Annotated in this window: 18 protein-coding genes and 2 pseudogenes; 9 read left to right on the forward strand and 11 right to left on the reverse strand. The window is 70.2% G+C overall.

Features of this window, described 5'->3' with window-relative positions; translation table 11 throughout:
• The first annotated feature begins 158 nt into the window (after window positions 1-158).
• Window positions 159-533, forward strand: coding sequence for a hypothetical protein (locus tag J7I97_RS01975; protein WP_214930567.1), 375 nt, complete (start codon window positions 159-161; stop codon window positions 531-533).
• 732 nt (window positions 534-1,265) lie between these two features.
• On the opposite strand, the gene J7I97_RS01980 is transcribed toward J7I97_RS01975, so the two are convergent.
• Window positions 1,266-1,979 (reverse strand): hypothetical protein, encoded by a 714-nt coding sequence (locus tag J7I97_RS01980; RefSeq protein ID WP_251058389.1) that lies wholly within the window; start codon window positions 1,977-1,979, stop codon window positions 1,266-1,268.
• A 292-nt stretch (window positions 1,980-2,271) separates the two neighbouring features.
• On the opposite strand from J7I97_RS01980, the gene J7I97_RS01985 reads away from it, so the two are divergent.
• Window positions 2,272-3,105, forward strand: coding sequence for a recombinase family protein (locus J7I97_RS01985; protein WP_214930568.1), 834 nt, complete (start codon window positions 2,272-2,274; stop codon window positions 3,103-3,105).
• A 71-nt stretch (window positions 3,106-3,176) separates the two neighbouring features.
• Here J7I97_RS01985 and J7I97_RS01990 read toward each other — a convergent pair whose 3' ends face one another.
• From J7I97_RS01990 to J7I97_RS02005, 4 genes are read right to left on the reverse strand one after another with little or no spacing between them, the layout of a single operon-like run.
• The gene (locus J7I97_RS01990) at window positions 3,177-4,031 is read right to left on the reverse strand and encodes a hypothetical protein (RefSeq protein WP_214930569.1); all 855 of its coding nucleotides are present in this window, start codon (window positions 4,029-4,031) and stop codon (window positions 3,177-3,179) included.
• Window positions 4,012-4,917, reverse strand: a complete 906-nt coding sequence (locus J7I97_RS01995) for an aldo/keto reductase (protein WP_214930570.1) — start codon at window positions 4,915-4,917, stop codon at window positions 4,012-4,014. The genes J7I97_RS01990 and J7I97_RS01995 overlap by 20 nt, the downstream gene beginning before the upstream one ends.
• The gene (locus J7I97_RS02000; RefSeq protein ID WP_214930571.1) at window positions 4,914-6,101 is read right to left on the reverse strand and encodes a cupin domain-containing protein; all 1,188 of its coding nucleotides are present in this window, start codon (window positions 6,099-6,101) and stop codon (window positions 4,914-4,916) included. Before J7I97_RS02000 ends, J7I97_RS01995 begins: the two co-directional genes overlap by 4 nt.
• A gap of 14 nt (window positions 6,102-6,115) precedes the next feature.
• The gene (locus J7I97_RS02005) at window positions 6,116-6,253 is read right to left on the reverse strand and encodes a hypothetical protein (protein ID WP_214930572.1); all 138 of its coding nucleotides are present in this window, start codon (window positions 6,251-6,253) and stop codon (window positions 6,116-6,118) included.
• A 603-nt stretch (window positions 6,254-6,856) separates the two neighbouring features.
• On the opposite strand from J7I97_RS02005, the gene J7I97_RS02010 reads away from it, so the two are divergent.
• The gene (locus tag J7I97_RS02010) at window positions 6,857-8,110 is read left to right on the forward strand and encodes a helix-turn-helix domain-containing protein (RefSeq protein ID WP_214930573.1); all 1,254 of its coding nucleotides are present in this window, start codon (window positions 6,857-6,859) and stop codon (window positions 8,108-8,110) included.
• A 14-nt stretch (window positions 8,111-8,124) separates the two neighbouring features.
• Complete coding sequence (locus tag J7I97_RS02015; RefSeq protein ID WP_214930574.1) at window positions 8,125-8,490, forward strand: hypothetical protein; 366 nt, start codon at window positions 8,125-8,127, stop codon at window positions 8,488-8,490.
• A gap of 176 nt (window positions 8,491-8,666) precedes the next feature.
• Here the strand turns inward: J7I97_RS02015 and J7I97_RS02020 are convergent.
• Window positions 8,667-8,888, reverse strand: a pseudogene (locus J7I97_RS02020) (MFS transporter); the annotation flags it as partial.
• A 44-nt stretch (window positions 8,889-8,932) separates the two neighbouring features.
• On the opposite strand from J7I97_RS02020, the gene J7I97_RS02025 reads away from it, so the two are divergent.
• The 4 genes and pseudogenes from J7I97_RS02025 (at window position 8,933) to era (ending at window position 13,369) form a co-directional block, all read left to right on the forward strand.
• A complete protein-coding gene (locus J7I97_RS02025) occupies window positions 8,933-9,949 on the forward strand; it encodes a GlxA family transcriptional regulator (protein WP_214930575.1) in 1,017 nt (338 codons plus the stop codon).
• Window positions 9,950-10,109: 160 nt separating this feature from the next.
• Window positions 10,110-11,441: a WxL domain-containing protein gene (locus J7I97_RS02030; RefSeq protein WP_214930610.1), complete on the forward strand. Its 1,332-nt coding sequence runs from the start codon at window positions 10,110-10,112 to the stop codon at window positions 11,439-11,441.
• Window positions 11,438-11,917 (forward strand): annotated as a pseudogene (locus J7I97_RS40140) (WxL protein peptidoglycan domain-containing protein); the annotation flags it as partial. The gene J7I97_RS02030 and the pseudogene J7I97_RS40140, both read left to right, overlap by 4 nt.
• A 501-nt stretch (window positions 11,918-12,418) precedes the next feature.
• Window positions 12,419-13,369, forward strand: a complete 951-nt coding sequence (gene era, locus J7I97_RS02035) for a GTPase Era (protein WP_214930611.1) — start codon at window positions 12,419-12,421, stop codon at window positions 13,367-13,369.
• A 30-nt stretch (window positions 13,370-13,399) separates the two neighbouring features.
• On the opposite strand, the gene J7I97_RS02040 is transcribed toward era, so the two are convergent.
• From J7I97_RS02040 to J7I97_RS02055, 4 genes are all read right to left on the reverse strand, one after another.
• On the reverse strand, window positions 13,400-14,068 hold the full coding sequence (locus J7I97_RS02040; protein ID WP_214930576.1) for a cyclopropane-fatty-acyl-phospholipid synthase family protein: 669 nt from the start codon (window positions 14,066-14,068) through the stop codon (window positions 13,400-13,402).
• Between the two features lie 105 nt (window positions 14,069-14,173).
• Window positions 14,174-14,980, reverse strand: a complete 807-nt coding sequence (locus J7I97_RS02045; protein WP_214930577.1) for a GNAT family N-acetyltransferase — start codon at window positions 14,978-14,980, stop codon at window positions 14,174-14,176.
• A 53-nt stretch (window positions 14,981-15,033) separates the two neighbouring features.
• Window positions 15,034-15,303, reverse strand: a complete 270-nt coding sequence (locus J7I97_RS02050) for a protealysin inhibitor emfourin (protein WP_214930578.1) — start codon at window positions 15,301-15,303, stop codon at window positions 15,034-15,036.
• 55 nt (window positions 15,304-15,358) lie between these two features.
• Window positions 15,359-16,441 carry a M4 family metallopeptidase gene (locus tag J7I97_RS02055; protein WP_214930579.1) on the reverse strand — a complete coding sequence of 361 codons (1,083 nt, stop codon included), beginning with the start codon at window positions 16,439-16,441 and terminating at the stop codon, window positions 15,359-15,361.
• A 364-nt stretch (window positions 16,442-16,805) separates the two neighbouring features.
• Between J7I97_RS02055 and leuA the strand changes: the two genes are divergently transcribed.
• Window positions 16,806-18,578 (forward strand): 2-isopropylmalate synthase, encoded by a 1,773-nt coding sequence (gene leuA / locus J7I97_RS02060; RefSeq protein ID WP_214930580.1) that lies wholly within the window; start codon window positions 16,806-16,808, stop codon window positions 18,576-18,578.
• A 75-nt stretch (window positions 18,579-18,653) separates the two neighbouring features.
• On the opposite strand, the gene J7I97_RS02065 is transcribed toward leuA, so the two are convergent.
• On the reverse strand, window positions 18,654-19,412 hold the full coding sequence (locus J7I97_RS02065; protein WP_214930581.1) for an SDR family NAD(P)-dependent oxidoreductase: 759 nt from the start codon (window positions 19,410-19,412) through the stop codon (window positions 18,654-18,656).
• Window positions 19,413-19,589: the final 177 nt, after the last annotated feature.

Here is a 19,589-nt window from a genome sequence, read left to right on the forward strand (position 1 = left end):
ACTGCACGAGACCGAGTCCAGGCTTTAAGCCTGGGCGCCCTGTGAAGAGACCGTGCCATCCGTGGGCCGGCTCACCCCCGCGAAGAAAGGGAGGCACATGTCCCGCCGTCCGGCGGGGGTCACTGGCGCACCGCGCCACACAGGAAGGGGCTACCACAGTGGGCCGTACGCCGTTCCAGTTCGAAGGCGACTTCGCCGCCGTGTCTCAGGAGCACTACAAGGAGCGCGCGAGGAACCCGCGCTTCGACTACCGCCACCGCGTCGAGTACGCGGCCATGGGTTGGGCGAACCAGATAGGACACGCCGAGTTCCCGCCGGATGAGCTGAACAAGATCCTCGCGGGCAAGGACGGAGCGGTACTGAGCAAGGACGCCGTGAACAATCACGTGCGCCGAGCCAAGGAGTGGGGCCTCGTCAAGACGGAGTCGAGTCGCCTCTGTCTCGTGCTGCCGGAGCACCACTTTCAGAAGGGCATCGGCGACATCACGTGCGACGTGCACGGCGTGCGCCCGGCCAAGCGCTTCAGGCCGTAGCCGACACACGAGGCGTGCCGTTCAGTGGAGAAGCGACACAGGAAGTGTGTCGATCGAGGGCTCAGCGACATACGTCGCGTGTCGCTGCAACCGCGTGACCTGGGGTTATGTGCTGGCCCCCTCTTATTCTCTCTTGGTAAGCCTCGTGAGTACGTCGATGGCAAGACGTGCAGACGCAAGCCACAGGGCAGACGGCATTGCGGCCCCGGGCCGACATAGCGAAGCCGCCTACGTACTTACGTCAGCGGCGAAAAGGTAAGCAGTAAGCAGCAGTGGCGGCCTCCGGCCGCACAACCTGAAGACACCTCGTACGAGGGGCCGCGAAGGGGCCAGCATCAGGAAGACCAGCAAGCTAGCCATGTGGGGCGCTGCGCGCTCCCAGCAGCGAAGCACATCAAGGCAAGGCGCACGGGCAAGGGGCCGCTACGCGGCCACAGAGGGAAGCCCCGTATGGCAAGCCTCGAAAGGCTTCACTCTCATGCAGGTTCCCGGCGCTGGCCATGTGCGGCGCAGCATCTCTACCTGCTACTTCTCCGCCGCCGCCTCGCTTCGCCGCGGCCTTGGCGAGGTCTGTAACCGTGGCAGGATCTGAGCGGCTAAGACATGGCGGTCGGCGGTTAGGGCTCAGGGGGTCATACACCACCCCTTGGCGTCGCCGTCGCGCCTCGTGGCTGTCTGCTCCGCCGCCGTTCTGGCGGGCGTCAGACCTTGCCCCTCCCGCTGCGGTCGGCATCAGCGAGCGGAACCACCCGACTCGATTTCGCCAGGCTGACGGGATCCTTGCTCCGGCAGAAGGCGGTCAACCATCACATCAGGACTCGACTGCATGTCCAGTGCCTTCATCGCGGCAGCCGCATTGAGGCGATCGCGTGTTACCGGATCTTCAACCCGGTCGATCAGCGTGGTGGCCGTCTCCAGCTTGTGATCAAGGTCGATCTTGACGTCCATGCGGTCGGCCTGCTCCGTGACATGGGCGCGAGCGCGGCGCGCGTGGACTGCCAGCGCGCCACCGCCGACCGTGATCAGGGCGCCCGTCAAGCTCGTCACGATCGGTAGATAGCTGAGGTCCGGATTCCCCGCGTGCACCAGCGCCAGAACACCGCCAGCCAGGATGACGGCCGCGCCGCCAGACATGAACCAAACGCTCAACCGGAACGTCCACTCGGCTTGCTTGAGGGAGTGCTTCAAGAAGTCGAAGAAGAAGCGTTGACGCTGCTCGGCGAGGCTTTCTCGCTCCCGCCCCCAACTAACGCCCAGCGCTGCGTCCGACTGAACGTTTGCATGGTTATCGCCGATGAACACGTTGCTATGGCCACTTACGTGGATGGCTCCACTGACCGCACCAAAGTGAACAGCCGGCCCTTCCGCTTGCCCGCTGGCAGGCTCCATCTTGCCCTGCTCCTTGTCGGGAGATCCGTCCTTACCAGCCGTCACGTCGTCCCCCATTGGAAGCTACTGGCGCCAGGTCAACTCCCATCAGATTAGCGGTAGTCGATCGCACAGCGCCCCCGTCGTGGTGACGCGCGAGCCATGGGGGAAGGTGAGGTCTAGCCGAGACCGCCCCTCGGGCGAGCACAGCGATCACCTGAAGTCGCCGTCTCGAAAACCTTCGTTATCGGGACGGCTTCGCCAGTCTCGGGGGATGTCCGCTTCGCTCCCCCTTGACCGTCCCGAAACCCGTCCCTAAGCATCTCCCTGAGCACTGGCTTTCGGGACACGTTTATGGGACTGTCTCGTCATGACCACGAACACCCCGGCCGCACAGGTCGAGCGTCACGCCTGCCCGAAGTGCGGTGCCCCCGCCGGTAGCCCCTGCCGCACGACCACGGGCAAGGTGGCGGCGAACTACCACACGGGCCGCTTCGCCCTGGTGCCCGCGCTCAAGGCGGAACTGACCGTGAAGACTCCGGCCGACCGCAACCCCGGCAAGGCATGGACGGCAGGCACACCCGTTCCGCAGGTGCCCGACGCGATACCGGGCGCAGCAATCCGACTCGGCTACGCCCGTTGCTCAACCGTTGGACAGGAACTCCAGTCGCAGTTGGACATGCTGGCCCGCGCTGACTGCACCCGCGTGTTCTCGGAGAAGATCAGCACCCGTGTGAAGGAGCGGCCGGAACTTGAGAAGGCGCTCACGCTGGCACGGGAGATCAAGGCAGCCGCACCGAATCAGCCCGTCATCCTGACCGTGGTGGAGATGAAGCGTCTTGCCCGCAGTGCGGCAGAGCTGATGACTCTGTCTTCCACCCTTCAGGCGGACGGCATCCAACTGGAACTCCTGTCCGGCCCCTTGCAGGGGGTCTACGACCCGAACGGGGCAGGCGCGATCGTGTTCGCCGTCCTGGCCGTGAGCGCGGAGGTGGAGCGGGAGGGCATCCGAGAGAAGACGTTGGAAGGGCTGGACGCTGCGGCCCGCAAGGGCAACGTCGGTGGACGTCCGTCCGTCGTGGACGACGACAAGCTAGCCGTAGCCCGTGCCCGACACGTCAAGGGAGAGAGCGTCACAGCCATCGCCAAGGCCCTGGGAATCGGCCGTGCCACTTTGTACCGCCACCTTGGGGAGAGCGCCTGAGGCAGGCGCACACGGAGGCAGAGACCCCGGCGTATCGCTGACGCCGGGGTTCTCGGCACACGATGAGACTGTCAGGCGCTGACCTCGGAGTGCAGCGGGACCGGTGGCCGAACGCCCGTGAGTGACTCCGCGCGAGCGAGAAGGCCCGGGGCCAGGTCCGGGTACCAGCCACGGGCTACGGCTTGCAGCATCTCCGCCAGGGCCGTGAGCTCTCCGACTCGGCCGGCTGGGGTGTCCAGGACCGCAGCGAACTCCAGCCGGATACGGTCGGCCACGTCGGGAACGAGCAGGCTGTTGGCGTGGAGAAGGCCCGCGTCGTAGCCGAAGGGCACCAGGCCCCACCGCTCCCAGTCCAGCAGAGTCAGGGGCATGGTCGTGAGGTTGCCCCAGTGCAGGTCACCGTGACCGGTCACCCGCTCCACCTTCGCAGGGGCCGGGATGCCGAGGAACTGGGGGAAGGCACGCTCGATCCACCCGTCCCGGACGGTTGTCTTCACACCTTCCGCCTGACTTATCAGGTCAAGGGCCTGACGTAGGCCAGTCCACCACTCATCGGGCAACGCCGGGTCGCGGTCGAGATCGGCCCGGTCCGGAGACACGACGGGTTGCCGGACGTAGTCGAGGACTTCAGCCTCGAAGGCCCACTTGCCGTCAGTCCAGTCGTGCACCTCGTACAGGCGCGGGCGCGGGACGCCGTCGGGCACGAGCAGAGAGGCCCCTACGATGCCCTCCCCCCGCTTCCTGCCCGCGTTCCTCTTCGCAGACCGGCTCACCCGTAGCCACTGGTTTCCTGCCCGGCGTCCGAGGGTGACACCTTGGAAGCCCCACGCCAGCGGACCCCTGCACGTGAGGCCCAGAGCCTTGGCCGCCCGGTTGTGGGCGGCCTCCATCAGGGTCTGTACGTCGTCAGTCGGCGGCGAGTTCATCGGTCACCCTCCCTAGTTCCTCGGCTGTTAGCGGCGCAGCCAGAGCCTTAGCCGCATCGTCCCAGTGTTCGCGGGTGCTCGTGGAAGTCAGGACGACGTCGAGGCTGGGGCATGATCCAGCAGCCAGGAGCGCAGCGGCTGAGGCCGACAGGCCGGGGCGGATGAGGTTCACCAGTTCGGGTGTCATGGCATCCAGTAGTTCGCCGCCGTGCAGGGGTGCGGAGCCGAAGGTGATCAGTCCAGCGTCCTTCGCTTGCACCAGAGGTCCGCCGCCGTTGAGTGCCTGTCTGATCGGATCGTCCATGATCAGACTGACGGGCATCTGCAAGCCCGTGAAGTGATGCTCGGCAGAACCCGCCGCCTGTTGGGCCAGCGCGAGCAGCTCGGGCACGCTGAACGCTCCGGAGCGCAGGCCCGACCAGGTGGCGACGCCGTACCCGCCGATCCTGCCCGCGTGGGCGAACTCTTCCAGCGCCGTGAAGGCGTCCCGCACACGCCAGTGCAGAGCCGCACGGTCGAGGCCGTGCCCATCGTGCTCCGGGTTGTGGACGAAGATCAGGTCCACGCGGCCGAGCACGGCCAACGAGCGCTCCGTCTGCCATCGGACGAAGCCCGGGTCAAGGCTGTGCCCGCTGAACGCCTCTTCGCGGGGGAGCACGCCCTCGGCCAGGGCAGCCCGGCCTTGTTCTCCCGTGAGGAACCCCGTCTTCGTGGCCACCCGAACGGTCGGGTACTCCCCGAGAACCGGGTGCAACTCCTCATGCGCCCGGCCGTGGGCGTAGTTGGGTGCTGTGTCCACCCAGGGACTACCCGCAGCCAGGGCGGTGCGTGCCGCCTGACTGACGGCACGCACGCGGTATGTCCCCAGGGAGAGCGCGGCAGTCACAGCGCCGTCCCCACGACTGCGACGGCTTGGCCCTCGATGAGGGCGGAGACCAGTTCGGCCACGTCCTTAACCTCCAGTCCGGCGGAGTCGGCGAAATCGCCGAGCGTGGTCGGCTGACCGGTCAGCAGTGTGCCCAGGGCGGGCGCGGCGGACTCGGCGAAGTCCCAGGCGGTACCGGCCGCCGAGAACGTGACCGTGCCATGTGCGGGGTTCGCCGTCAGACGGCCCCGCGGGGCGGTCAGCTTGACCGTGATCTCCGGCCGTGCGGGCAGCCCGTCCACGTAGGGCAGCGAGGGAATTGCGTGCCCCAGGTCGGTCGTGTCGATCGACTCCGCCCACCGCTCCACCAGCCGGGGGTCCGCCAGTTCGTCCAGCACCTCACGACGTAGGGCGGCGATGAAGTCGGAGTGCTCGGGCAGCGAAGCGAACCGGGGAATGTCCTTCCGCAGCGCGAGGGAGGACCGGAGCTGATCCACGACCCAGAGCATGAGGTCCGCGCCCGTGTGCGGGACCATGCCGAACGTCAGGTGAAGCGACTCCGTCCCCTGGTCAGCCGTGACCGCATGCCACCAGCCGCGCGGCAGGTAGAGCACATCACCAGGGGCGAGAACGATGTCCGCCACCGGGTCGCCCTCGGGCCTCTCCGGCGACTCCACGTCCCGGAAGGTCGGAGCCTCACGGGTGGAGCCGTACAAGCGCCACCGTTTCGAGCCGTGAACCTGCATCACCACGACATCGTGGTCGTCCCAGTGCAGGCCGAAGCCCTCCCGATCGGTCCAGGACGCGTATACGTTGGCCTGCACGGACGTGCCGAGGAACCTTTCAAGACCTTCGGCAGCCGCACCCACCGCAGGGTGGATCTTCTCGACCGCGTCCAGGACCAGGGACGCACCGTCCTTGAGCTGGGCGTGGAAGTCGGCCGGCTGGATGCGGGACCAGGTGACCGCGCGGCGGTTCGTGGTCGGGATCGCGTAGCGGTGAAGGGGGACCATCTCGCCGTCGGCCGACAGGCGCAGCCGAGGCGGCTCCAGTCGCTGCGTGGCGATGATCCGGTTCAGGTCGTCCCAGGAGAACAGGCCCGCCGTGTCGGCGGTGCCGGGGAAGTACGCGTAGGAGCGGTGGTACGTCTGGGCGAGGAACGTGTCCCCGCCCAGACGCCCCGCCCACGAGGCTGCATCAACCATCGTGGGCGGCCCCGTCAGTCGTTGCCGTCGGAACGGCCGCTGCTGACGTCAGACTCCTGCTCGGCGCGGGTCCGCGCAGCGACGATCTTGCGCTTCGCCACGAGCAGGCCACCCCCCTCGGGGGCGACCGAACCCTGGTTCTCTTCCACCATCGAACTTCCCTTTCTCTGGGGAACTCCCGCCGGAAACCCGGCGGGAAGACTGAGGTCGAACAGGCGAGCCGAGCGGCTACGAGGTGGCGATGATGCCGGCGGCGTACAGGACCGCTGAGCCGAGGATCATCGCCAGGTACAAGGGGCCAGCAAACCGCCCGAACCGGCGGAGTACCCACCTGCCTAAGCCGTGCACTACGCCGCCCCCGGCTCGATCGCTGCCGGACGCAGCTCACGGGCCGACACGGTCGAGGAACCGACGCAGCGGGCGCACTCGCAGGGCGGATAGCGCCCCGGGTCCGACAAGATGACGTATGGGTCACTCGACCGAACACGTGTCGTCTGCGACCACGAGCGACCCGAGTCACGGGATACGCGAAACGTCATGAGAACGCGGGGCTCGTCACCCTTGTCCAGAGCCAGACCCTCAGCGCCGTTCTGCGTTGCCATCTCGCACCCTTCCGCCGTTCCGTGCCCGCCTCGTTCGCGACAACTCCAAGGAAAGCGCTGGAAGTCAGCGGACTCCACGGCATCAATGCGGCAGGCTTGACGCAGATCCGTGCACGGGTGCCGAAGAGTTCAAAGTCGCGGGATGGGGTCGTCATGGGACTGGCCGAACGGCGCAAGACCCTGGGCTACAGTCAGGAGAAATTGGCCGGGTTACTCGGTGTGGACCGCACCACGGTCGGGCGCTGGGAGAGCGGCAGGATCGAACCGCAACCACCCCAGCGGCGAGGCTTGGCAATCGCACTCGAAGTCAGCCTCCAAGAGCTGGACGCCCTCCTGACAGAGCTACGGGCCACAGGCCAGCAGGCACCAGGGCAGCAGGTCAATGACCACCCGAGCGCGGGAGATCCCGACGAAATGATCCGCCGCGAATTCCTTCGCATCCTCACCGTCAGTGGGGCGCTGACCGCCCTGCCCGTCGATGAGGCCGAAGCCCTCACGGACGGGGTGTTGAGAGGGACGCCCGCCGACTTTGAGCGGATGAACAGCCACCTGTGGCAGGTCTACCAACTGGCCCGTTCGAAGGGCTCGGTCTACCCCGTCATCCGTGATCAGTTGACGACGTTGAACGAGGCCCTGGCAACCAGCCGAGGGAGCTCTCGCCCGCTCTTGAGCGCGGCGGCCGACCTGTTCCAGATGGCCGGCGAAGTCGCCTTCGACGGCAACCGGTACACCGACGCCGCCGCCTCGTACTCGCTTGCGGCCTCGGTCAGCAAGGATGCTGGGGCCTACGACCTGTGGGCCTGCGCCCTCGTACGGCATGCCTACGTGGACATGTCCGAGCACCGCTACCGCCAGGCGGCGCAGATGCTTGGCGCGGCCGAGCGGCTGGCCGCACGAGGGGACAACGGCCTCTCGACCCGCCATTGGGTCGCATCGGTCCAGGCGGAGGCGTACGCGGGTCTCGGTGACCTGGCGGCGTGCGAGCGCGCGCTGGACCAGGCAGAGGAGGTCAAGGACCTCACCTCGGACAGCACCAACGGCGGATGGCTCCGGTTCGACGGAACGCGCCTGGCGGAGGAACGGGGCGCGCGCTACGTGCAGCTCGGTCGCCTCGACCTGGCGGAGGAGACCTTGACGGAAGCGCTGCAACAGACCGCGCTCGCGTCCGGGCAGTCCTACCGGCGCAGAGGTGCTGTGCTGACTGATCTCGCCGCCATCGGTGCCAAGCGACGGGACCCCGAACAGGTCATCGTGTACGGGCGGGAAGCCGTCCAGTTGGCGCAAGCCTCAGCCTCGGGCTACGTCGCCCGTAGACTCCAAGCCCTGTGCAGCGAGTTCGGCCCCCTGGCCGGGGACCACCGCGTAGCGGAGCTGGGGGCGGAGATCGCCACGCTGAGCACGCAGTGACGAGAGGGGATGGCATGTCGCAGATCGAAGGTGCACGACTGTTCCGGGAAGCGTGGATCGCAGGCGTTCACCAGCACTTCCCGGGTGAGCCCAAGCCCGGCTATGTGACCCCGTGGGACGACACCCCCCAGTGGGAGCGCGAGGCCGCAGGCTCTGTCTACGAGCAAGTCCGCCAGTTCATCGAGATCAGCAGTGGCCACGCTGCCCGGTTGTCCCGGGAGCAGAAGGGCCGGTTCGTCGCGACCTGCTGGACCGCTCAGATGTTCAAGCACTTCGAGGACCCGAAGCCCGGCTACGTGGCCGACTGGCCCGACCTCCAGAAGTGGCAGCAGGAGACCGACGCCGACATCTTCGAGGCCATCGAGAAGGCTCACGCCTGACCCTGTGTGACGCAGAGGCTCCCGGCTCACAACCTGTGAACCGGGAGCTTTGTGTTGCCAGGGCGTCGTGGGTATGCACGTTGTTGCATGGAGTGCCCGAGACGGATTGGGCGGGCGTTACCTTGACAACGTGCCCACCTCTGCCGGAGTGGAAGTTCCCCAAAGCATCATCATGCGAACTCCTGGTGCAGGGGCTCGATGAGGAGTCCGGGCAGGGAGGCGAAGGCTGCGGCGCCGATGATCGTCACGAAAGCGACGGCCGCGACGAACCAGGCGCGGTGGACGCGGCCGGCCGGCGCCGTGGGGGTGGGTGAGGCCGTCGGGGTGGGTGAGGGCGCTGCCTGCGCTGTCCGCGCTGTCTGCTGGGTCACGCGGTCAGCTTCCGGCCTGCGGGGCATCCGGCGACAGTGGCCTGAACGACATGGTTCGCTACGATCGGGCCATGGAGTCGAAGCGGAACGCGCATCGCGTCGTCGTACTCGCCCTCACCGGGCTGCTGCCCTTCGAGCTGGGCATCCCGCACCGGATCTTCGGCCGGGCCAAGGACGCCGCCGGGCGGCCGCTGTACGAGATCCTCACCTGCGGGCTCGCCCCCGGGCCGGTGCGCACGGACGCCGATTTCGCGGTCCAGGTCGAGCACGGCCCCGAGCTGCTGGCCACGGCCGACACGGTGGTGGTGCCCGCCTCGTACGAGCTGGGGCCCGTGTACGAGGAGGCCCGGCTGACGCCCGAGCTCGCCGCGGCCCTCGCGTACATCCGGTCCGGCACACGGCTCGTCTCCATCTGTACGGGTGGTTACGTGCTGGCCGCCGCGGGGTTTCTGGACGGCCGCCGGGCGACGACCCATTGGGCCTCCGCCGAGCATTTCCAGCGGCTGTTCCCGGCGGTGAAGGTGGACGCGGGCGTGCTCTACACCGACGACGGGGACGTCCTGACCTCCGCCGGAGTCGCCGCGGGCATCGACCTGTGCCTGCACATCGTGCGCCGCGACCACGGCGCGGCCGTCGCCAACGAGGTGGCCCGGCGGACCGTCGTACCACCGCACCGGGACGGCGGGCAGGCCCAGTTCATCGAACGCCCGGTGCCCGAGCCGCAGCTGGCCAGCACCACGGCGGCGCGCGCGTGGGTGCTGGACCGGCTGCACGAGCCGCTGCGGCTGGTCGACATGGCCCGGCAGGAGGCCATGTCGGTACGGACGTTCACGCGCCGGTTCCGCGAGGAGTCCGGCGTCAGCCCCGGGGAGTGGATCGTCGGGCAGCGGGTGGAACGGGCCCGGCGGCTGCTGGAGCAGACGGATCTGCCGATGGAACAGGTGGCGCGGGAGGCGGGGTTCGGGACGGCGCAGTCGCTGCGCAAGCACGTGCAGGCGACGCTGGGGGTGAGTCCGACGGCGTACCGGCGGACCTTCCGCGAGAACACGGCCACGGGCGGGGCGGCCGAACACCCTGCCAGCTTCTGATGGGCCATCAGTTAATGCCGGGCCCGTGCATTGACTTCTCCCGTCGCCCGCTCGTCAATGGCCCCCTGTCGGCGGGACGGAACCCAGGGGGCGGGCAGTGCGCACAGGGGCGGGCAGGGCGGGCCGGGTGGGCAGCAGGAGATGGTCGGCGGCCGTCGGCATGGCCGTGCTCGCGGCCGCGACCGGGGGTGCGCTGAGCGCGCCGGCCGCCGCCGAGGGGGAAACGCCCCCGGGGCAGGTGGAGTTCCCGACCCACTGCCTGCCGCCGCAGGAGGCCGGACTGCCGCCCGCCGACGGACCGACGACGGCGCGGATCACCGTGGACAACCCGGCGCCGCGGGTCGGTGACACGGTCACCGTGACGTACCGGGTGGCCAGGACCCCCGCCGTGAACCCGGTCGGCGCGGGGCTGCCCGCCGATGTGCTGACGCCGACCGGGCGGATCCTGCTCGCGGGGGCGCAGTCCGGTGAGGTCACGGTCGTGGGTGCCGAGCGGAACGACCCCGTCGAGGTGGGAGCGGCACTGCCGGAGGTGACCATGACCGGCACGTTCACCGTCACCGCGCACGGGGAGATCACCCTGGCTCCGGGCGACTACACCCTGCACACCAGCCACCTGCTGGACCTCGACACCGCCTGCACCGCCACCGGAACGCCGGTCTCCGAACGGCTCACCGCGAGCCCGAGCCCGAGCCCGCTGCCCCTGGCCGACCTGCGCGTCGTCTCCCTCGGCACGGCGTACGGGAAACCGGGCGCGCGGGTCAAGGTCAGCGGCGCGGGGTTCACCCCGGGGGCGGCCGTGACGGTGGCCGGGCGGGCGGGCGCCGCCGAGACCGGGGACCGGGTGGCGGCCACGGCGGACGGGCTGGGCGCGGTCCTGGCGGAGCTGGCGGTCACGGACAGGTCGACGACCGGGGTGGTGGCCTTCGAGGGCGCGGCCTGGTCGGGCGAGCGGGGCTCGGGCCCGGCGGCGTACACGGTGATCGACCCGGCCCCCCGCCCCCAAGGCACGCATAAGACCGACCCCGCCCCCCTCCCCCCGGGCACGCAGACGGTGACGGCGGTCGTGGAACCGGGCGCGCTGGCGATGACCCAGGCGGGGGAGCCGGTGGTGCTGGGCGCGGTCCCGTACGGGGACGGCGGCGCGGCCCGCGGGCGGATCGGGACGGTCACGGTCAAGGACGCGCGGGGCGGGCCGGCGGGGTGGTCGCTGATCGGCAAGGTCACGGACTTCGGGGGCGGGAACGGGCTCCGCATCCCGGGGCGGTCTCTGACCTGGACGCCGTCGTGCACAGCCGCGGCCGGCAGCCCGAGCACCTGCACCCCGGGCAGTGCGGGTGTGGTCGGGCCGGAGGGGGCGGTGCTGGCGTCCACCGCGGATGCGCCGCTGGTGGGCGGGACGTTCACGGTGGACGCGGAGGTCGCCCTCCACGTCCCGCCGTACACCCCGCCGGGGTCGTACACGGCGGTACTGACGCTGACCCTGTCATGAACCGGACCCTCGGCCGGTGCCCCCGGGACTCCGCCGCACGGGGCCGGGGCCGCGGCCGGGGCAGGGGCCGGCCGCGCGGCGTCGTGGCCGTCGGGCTCGGGCTGTGGGTCCTGCTGCTCTGCGGGGCCGGGGCGGGGCGGGCGGCCGACAACGGGCAGTGGTCCGTGTTGCCCGTCGCCAATGGCATCGGGCAGCGCTCGTACTTCTACCTCGCCGCCTCGCCCGGAGGCGCGGTCGCCGACTCCGTCACCGTCGCCAACCGCTCCGACCGCCCCCGGACCTTCCGGCTGTACGCCGCCGACGCCTACAACACCGCCCGCGACGGCGGCTTCGCGCTCCGCGGCCCCGATGAGCCGCGCCGCGCCACCGCCGCCTGGGCGAGGCTCGCGCAGGAGCGGATCACCGTCCCGGCCCGGGGTGCGGCGAGTGTGGGGTTCACGGTCGCCGTTCCCGAGCGGGCGGAGCCCGGGGACCATCCCGGGGCGATCGTGGCGCTGGAGGAGCGGGCCGCCGCGGCCACCGCGCAGGGGATCGGGGTGCGGCAGGCCGTCGCCGCCCGGATCTATCTGCGCGTCACCGGTCCGACCGCTCCCGCCCTCGCGGTCGACGGCGTCCGCGTCACCCGGCACGGCGCCGGCGCGGAGATCTCGTACACGCTCCACAACCTCGGCAACGTCACCCTCCGCCCCCGCGCCACCCTCACCGCCACCGGCGCCCTCGGCCGCCGGCTGCTCGGCCGCGAGCTCACCGGGCTGCCCGCCGAACTGCTGCCCGGCCAGCGGGTCCGCCTCAGCACCCGGTGGGGCGACCCGCCCCCGGTGGAGTGGGCCGAGGTAACGGTGCAGGTCAGCGGTGCGGAGGCGGCCGCCAAGGGCACCGCCGACTACGCCGGGCGGCCCCGCCTGGCGGCCGTGCTCGCCGGCGCTCTCGCCCTCATCGCCACCGCTTGGTCGGCGCTGGGAGCCGCATCGGGGAGAATGGCCCGTATGAGCGATCGTTCCCCCGAGCCCACCGCCCCGCACCGCGCGGGATTTGCCTGCTTCGTCGGCCGCCCCAACGCGGGGAAGTCGACCCTGACCAACGCGCTCGTGGGTACCAAGGTCGCGATCACCTCCAACCGGCCGCAGACCACCCGCCACACGGTCCGCGGCATCGTGCACCGCCCCGACGCCCAGCTCGTGCTGGTCGACACGCCGGGTCTGCACAAGCCGCGCACGCTGCTCGGTGAGCGGCTCAACGACGTCGTACGGACCACCTGGGCCGAGGTCGACGTCATCGGCTTCTGCCTGCCGGCCGACCAGAAGCTCGGCCCCGGCGACAAGTTCATCGCGAAGGAACTCGCGGGGATCAAGAAGACCCCCAAGATCGCCATCGTGACGAAGACCGACCTGGTCGAGTCCAAGCAGCTGGCCGAGCAGCTCCTCGCCATCCACCAGCTCGCCGCCGAGCTCGGCTTCGAGTGGGCCGAGATCGTCCCCGTCTCGGCGGTCGGCGACAGCCAGGTGCAGCTGCTTGCGGACCTGATTGCCCCGCTGCTCCCGGAGAGCCCGCCGCTGTACCCCGAGGGCGACCTCACCGACGAGCCCGAGATGGTGATGGTCGCGGAGCTGATCCGCGAGGCCGCGCTGGAGGGCGTACGGGACGAGCTCCCGCACTCCATCGCCGTGGTCGTCGAGGAGATGATCCCGCGGGAGAACCGGCCGGCCGACCGCCCGCTGCTGGACATCCACGCCAACGTCTACATCGAGCGGCCGAGCCAGAAGGGCATCATCATCGGCCCGAAGGGCTCCCGCCTGAAGGAGGTCGGCATGAAGTCGCGCAAGCACATCGAGGCGCTGCTCGGCACGCCGGTCTTCCTCGACCTGCACGTGAAGGTCGCCAAGGACTGGCAGCGCGACCCCAAGCAGCTGCGCAAGCTCGGCTTCTGATTTCTCGGCGCGGCAGCCTGCACGGCTCGCCTAGGCGAGCCGCTGCACCTTCACCGCGTTGTCCGTCCGGGTCCCGGGCCGGCCGTCAGGCTGGTTCTGGACCCGTTCGTGTTCCTCGGCGAGCAGGACCTCCCAGGCACCCTCGGGCAGCTCCAGCTCCGCGACGACCTGCTCGGGGGTGGGGAAGCGGACCGACTGGTCCGGCTCTTCGTGCCAGGACGCCCAGCCCGCGTGCCCCACGACCAGCAGCACCCCGCCCGGGGCGACGGCGGCGGCGGCCGTGCGCAGGATCCGCTCCCGGGGGAACTCCCCGAAGGTGTGCAGGAAGCAGGCGGAGACCAGGTCGAACTCGCCGGCCGGGAAGGACTCCGCCAGGTCGTGGCGCTGCCAGTCGACCCGGTCGGAGACCCCCGCTTCGTCCGCGTGGGCGGCCGCCCGCTCCAGCGCGACCCCGGAGATGTCGGTCGCGGTGACCCGCCAGCCCTGGCGGGCCAGCCACACGGCGTCGGCGCCCTCGCCGCAGCCGAGGTCGAGGGCCCGCCCGGGGGTGAGGCCCTCGACCTCGCGGACCAGGACGGTGTTGGCGTTGCCGCTCCAGATCCGCTCGCTCTCGCGGTAGCGGGCGTCCCAGTACTCCGCGCCGACGGCGGCATCGGACTCGGGGTGCTTCTGGTGCTGGTGCTCGTGCTGGTCGGTCATCGGGGTCTCCTGCGGGACGGGTGGCTGTGCGGCCGATGCTCCGCCCGGGCCGCCGCCGGCGCCAAACCGCATTGCCGTTTCGGCAAAACGCCCCCCGAAAAGGCCCTACGCGGCCGGGGGCTCCGCGATCAGGGCCGTGCCCACCCGGCGGAAGCCGACCCGCCCGTATATCCGGGCCACGTCCTCGTCGCCCGCCGTCAGGAACACCGTGTTCGCCCCGCGCTCCAGGGCGTCCGCGACCAGCGCCGCCGTCACCCCGACGGCCAGGCCCTGACGCCGGGCGGCCGGCAGCGTGCCGACCCCGACGATCTCGGCGACCTCGCCGACCGGGTTGTACTGGCCGGCGCACAGCACCACGCCGTCCCGCACGGCCGCCGCCAGGCCGGTGGTGCCCGCCGCGAGCTTTCCCGACACCCGCGCCCGGCCGGCCTCCGCCGCGGGCTCGGCCATCGCCGTCGCCAGCTCGGCCGGACCGGCCTCGCCCCGCGCGGTCCCGGGAGCCGAGAAGGCCAGCATCGGCACGGTCACCGCGGCCGTCAGCAGCGGATCGTCCGCACCGAGCAGCCGGACGTCCGGATGCGGCGTGAGCGGCCCCGCCGCCGGGTCCAGCACCATCAGCGGGTGCTCGTGGACCTCCAGCCCCGCCGCCTCGGCCGCGGCCCGCAGCGAGGGGCTGGTTTCGGCCACCCATTCGAAGGACTCCGGCACCTTCAGCTCCCGCTGGCGCTCCAGCACCCGCTTCACATCGGCGGCGGAGGCCCGCGTACCCCCGAGCGCGGGGCGCGCGTAGTACTGCCACCCGTCGCCCTCCTGCACGAACAGGGTCAGCGGCCCGAAGTCCTCGCCCCGCGCCCCGCCCACACGCGGTACCGCGTCGTAGTACCGCTCCAGCACATCCAAGATCTTTGTCATCCGGTCATCCAAGCAAAGCCGCCCCGCCGGGGCACCCCCGTTTCGCACGCCCCTCAGGCGCCCTCCTTCAGCACCCGCGAGATCAGCGTCCGCTGCGCCTCCGACAAGGACGGCTCCTGGCAGGACACCGTCCGCCCGTCGACCGTGATGCGGTACGAGAACCCGTCCCGCACCCGGTCCGCCCCGTGCCCCGGCGGAGCCGGCCGCAGGGCCAGCTGGGCCAGCGCCCGCAACTCGTCCTCGTCGGGCCGGCCCGAGGTGTCCACCTCGGCCCGGCGCTCGATGCCCGCGAAACCGCCCGTCCGCACCACTTGAATCCGCATGGGGCCTGTCTACCCGTCACTAGGGGGTGTCCGGTGGGTCAGGGTCGGACAACCCCTAGGTGCTCGGCACGCCCACCGCCGACCACGCCTTCTGCAGAGCCTGGTGCTCCGCGCCGCCGTCCCCGTACCGCGCGACGGCCGCCGCCACCGAGAGGCGGGCGAAGTCCGCGAAGCTCGCCTGCGAGGACAGCTCTCCGCCGGTCAGGGCGTCGTACCAGATCTGCCCGGCCCGCTCCCAGGCCTTGCCGCCCAGTTCCGTCGCCGCGATGTAGAAGGCGTGGTTCGGGATGCCGGAATTGATGTGGACCCCGCCGTTGTCGCTGTGGGTCTCCACGTAGCCGTCCATCGTGGCCGGCTGCGGGTCCTTGCCGAGCTCGTCGTCGTCGTACGCCGTCCCCGGCGCCTTCATCGAGCGCAGCGCGACCCCGCTCACGTTCGGCCCCAGCAGCCCGGCGCCGATCAGCCAGTCGGCCTCCTGCGCCGTCTGGTCCAGGGAGTACTGCTTGATCAGCGAGCCGAACACGTCCGACATCGACTCGTTCAGCGCGCCCGACTGGCCGCGGTACTCCAGGTTGGCCGAGTACTGGGTGACCCCGTGGGTCAGCTCGTGGCCGATCACGTCCACCGACACCGTGAAGTCGAGGAACAGGTCGCCGTCGCCGTCGCCGAAGACCATCTGCCGCCCGTCCCAGAAGGCGTTGTTGTAGTCCTCGCTGTAGTGCACGGTCGCGTCCAGCGGCAGTCCGGCATCGTCGATCGAATGGCGTCCGAAGCTCTTGAGGAACAGCTCGTACGTCGCCCCGAGCCCGGCGTACGCGCGGTTGACGGTGGCGTCCTTGTCCACCGGGCCGCCCTCGCCGCGCACCTTCTTCCCGGGCAGCCGGGTGCGGTGCTGGGCGTCGTAGACGGTCCGCCGGGGGTCGTCCGCGACGGGGGTTCCCAGCGCCGGGGTGATTCCCCGGACGGTGGTGACCCGGCGCCGGGTGCGGAGGAAGGAGTCCTGCTCAAGGGTCCGCTGCGCGGCGTCGGCGCGCCGGGTGTCCTCGGACTGGGCGATCTTGTCGAGGAGGTGGGGCGGCACGACGGTGCAGAAGACGGGGTGAAGGTGAGGGTGGCCGTGGGCGTGGGAGGCATCCATCCCGGCAATGTGGCAGTGGGTGATGCCAATGTCACTAGCTGCAACCATGATTCATTCAGTTGTCTGAAAGCTGTCGCGCCGCGTTGACGGATCGCCCCGACCTCTCCGGACCGAAAGAGGCGTAGCTCACATTCAGTACAAATCGGACAGGAGGGTCTTGCATACTGAAACAGGTCCTCGCGATACGGCGCGGCTCGGATAGGCTCGACCCATCATGCGTTTCGGGCTGCTTCTCCTTAGCTGCCGCGGCGAGGGTCTGTAGTCGTAGGCCGACCCCCTCCCCGCGGAGTTTGGTGTTGCGGATTTACGACCGCCGTCGGCCGTCCCAGCGAACTACACGCGGACACGCGAGGAGCCCTACGCCATGAGCCAGCACACTTTTGTCGGTCGCCCCACGCCCATCACGAACGCGACCCACACCCAGAAGCCCTCCGGGATGCCGATCCACAAGTACGGCGCGTACGAGCAGGTGGACATCCCGGACCGCACCTGGCCCCAGGCCCGCGTCAAAAAGGCTCCCCGCTGGCTGTCAACCGACCTGCGCGACGGCAACCAGTCGCTGATCGACCCGATGACCCCCGCCCGCAAGCGCGAGATGTTCGACCTGCTGGTGCGCATGGGCTACAAGGAGATCGAGGTCGGCTTCCCCTCCTCCGGTGAGACCGACTTCGCGTTCGTACGCTCCATCATCGAAGAGGGCGCGATCCCGGACGACGTCACCATCTCCGTACTGACCCAGGCCCGCGAGGACCTGATCGAGCGGACCGTGGAGTCCCTGGTCGGCGCCAAGCGCGCCACCGTGCACCTGTACAACGCGACCGCCCCGACCTTCCGCCGGGTCGTCTTCCGCGGCTCCAAGGAGCAGATCAAGCAGATCGCCGTCGACGGCACCCGCCTGGTCATGGAGTACGCCGACAAGCTGCTGGGCCCGGAGACCACCTTCGGCTACCAGTACAGCCCGGAGATCTTCACGGACACGGAGCTGGACTTCGCCCTGGAGGTCTGCGAGGCCGTCTGTGACGTCTGGCAGCCGTCCGAGGGCCGCGAGATCATCCTGAACCTGCCCGCCACCGTGGAGCGTTCGACGCCGTCCACCCACGCGGACCGCTTCGAGTGGATGGCCCGCAACCTGACCCGCCGCGAGCACATCTGCATCTCCGTACACCCGCACAACGACCGCGGCACCGCCGTCGCCGCCGCCGAGCTGGCCCTGATGGCCGGCGCCGACCGCATCGAGGGCTGCCTGTTCGGCCAGGGCGAGCGCACCGGCAACGTCGACCTGATCACGCTGGGCATGAACCTGTTCTCGCAGGGCATCGACCCGCAGATCGACTTCTCCCAGATCGACGAGATCCGCCGCACCAGCGAGTACTGCAACCAGATGGAGGTCCACCCGCGCCACCCCTACGCGGGCGACCTGGTCTACACCGCCTTCTCCGGCTCCCACCAGGACGCCATCAAGAAGGGCTTCGACGCCATGGAGGCCGACGCGGCCGCCCAGGGCAAGACGGTCGATGACATCGAGTGGGCGGTCCCGTACCTGCCCATCGACCCGAAGGACGTCGGCCGCTCCTACGAGGCGGTCATCCGGGTCAACTCGCAGTCCGGCAAGGGCGGTATCGCGTACGTCCTGAAGAACGACCACAAGCTGGACCTGCCGCGCCGCATGCAGATCGAGTTCTCGAAGATCATCCAGGCCAAGACCGACGCCGAGGGCGGCGAGGTCACGCCGACGGCGATCTGGTCCGTCTTCCAGGACGAGTACCTGCCCAACCCCGAGAACGCCGCGGCGCGATGGGGCCGCATCCAGCTGCGCTCCGGTCAGACCTCGACCGACAAGGACGGTACGGACACGCTGACCGTCGAGGCGGTCGTGGACGGCGTGGACACGGTCCTGAACGGCACCGGCAACGGTCCGATCTCGGCGTTCTTCGACGCCCTGGCCGGCATCGGCATCGACGCCCGCCTGCTGGACTACACCGAGCACACCATGAGCGAGGGCGCCTCGGCCGTGGCCGCCTCGTACATCGAGTGCGCCATCGACGGCCGCGTCCTGTGGGGCATCGGCATCGACGCCAACACCACCCGCGCCTCCCTGAAGGCGGTCATCTCCGCCGTCAACCGCGCGGGCCGCTGACCCGACGGCTCGTTGCGGACCCCGCTCCTCCTCCCGGAGGGGCGGGGTTCCGCCGTTTTTCGGCCGGCCGGCCCTTCAGCGGGCCAGGTAGCCGCCGTCCACCGGGAGGACCACGCCGGTCACGAACGAGGCCGCGTCCGAGGCCAGGAAGGCGATCACACGGGCCACCTCCTCCGGCTCGCCGAGCCGGCCCATCGGGTGGGCGTCGGAGATCTCCGCCAGGTACTCCGGCCCGCCCGGCTCGTCCTTCAGCGCCAGCACCCGCTCCGTGCGGATGGTTCCCGGGGCCACGGCGTTGACGCGGATCCCGTGCGCGGCCCACTCGACCGCCAGGTGCTTGGTCAGCCCCGAGGCCACGAACTTCGCCGGCCCGTACGCCGCCTGCCGGGCCTGCCCCGCCACCCCCGAGATGGACGACACGCAGACCAGGGCGCCGCCGGGCCGCGGCTGCGCCGTCATCGCCTCGATCGCGTACTTGCAGGTCAGGAACATCCCCCGGCCGTCGACCGCCATGACCCGGTCCCAGTCCTCGGGGCTGGTCTCCCGTACATCCGAAAGAGGGATCACCCCGGCGTTCGCCACGGCGACGTCGAGCCTCCCGTATGCCTCGACCGCGGCGCCGACCATCGCGCGGTTGGCCTCCGGATCGGACACGTCGGCCTGGACGACGGTGATCTCGTGGCCCTCTTCAGCCAGCTTCGTATGCAGGGCCTCGACCCCGGCGCCGTTGATGTCGGCCGCCGTCACACGGGCCCCCGAGCGGGCCAGCAGCAGGGCGGTGGCCCGGCCGATCCCGCTCGCGGCGCCGGTCACCAGACAGGATTTCTCGTTCATGTGGCTGACCTTTCACGAAACCGCAGGACAGCGGGGGCGCAGTTCGGCCAAGTCCGGGCCCCGCGCCATGTTGTCTTGTCACACGACTGACGCATCCTCACCGATGTGGCTAACATCACGCCAACCCGGCGATGGTGCCATGGGGGTCCCACCCGTGCCCGAAGGGCAACGGGGGAG

Source organism: Streptomyces sp. ISL-87 (assembly GCF_018614095.1).
Classification (GTDB): Bacteria; Actinomycetota; Actinomycetes; order Streptomycetales; family Streptomycetaceae; genus Streptomyces.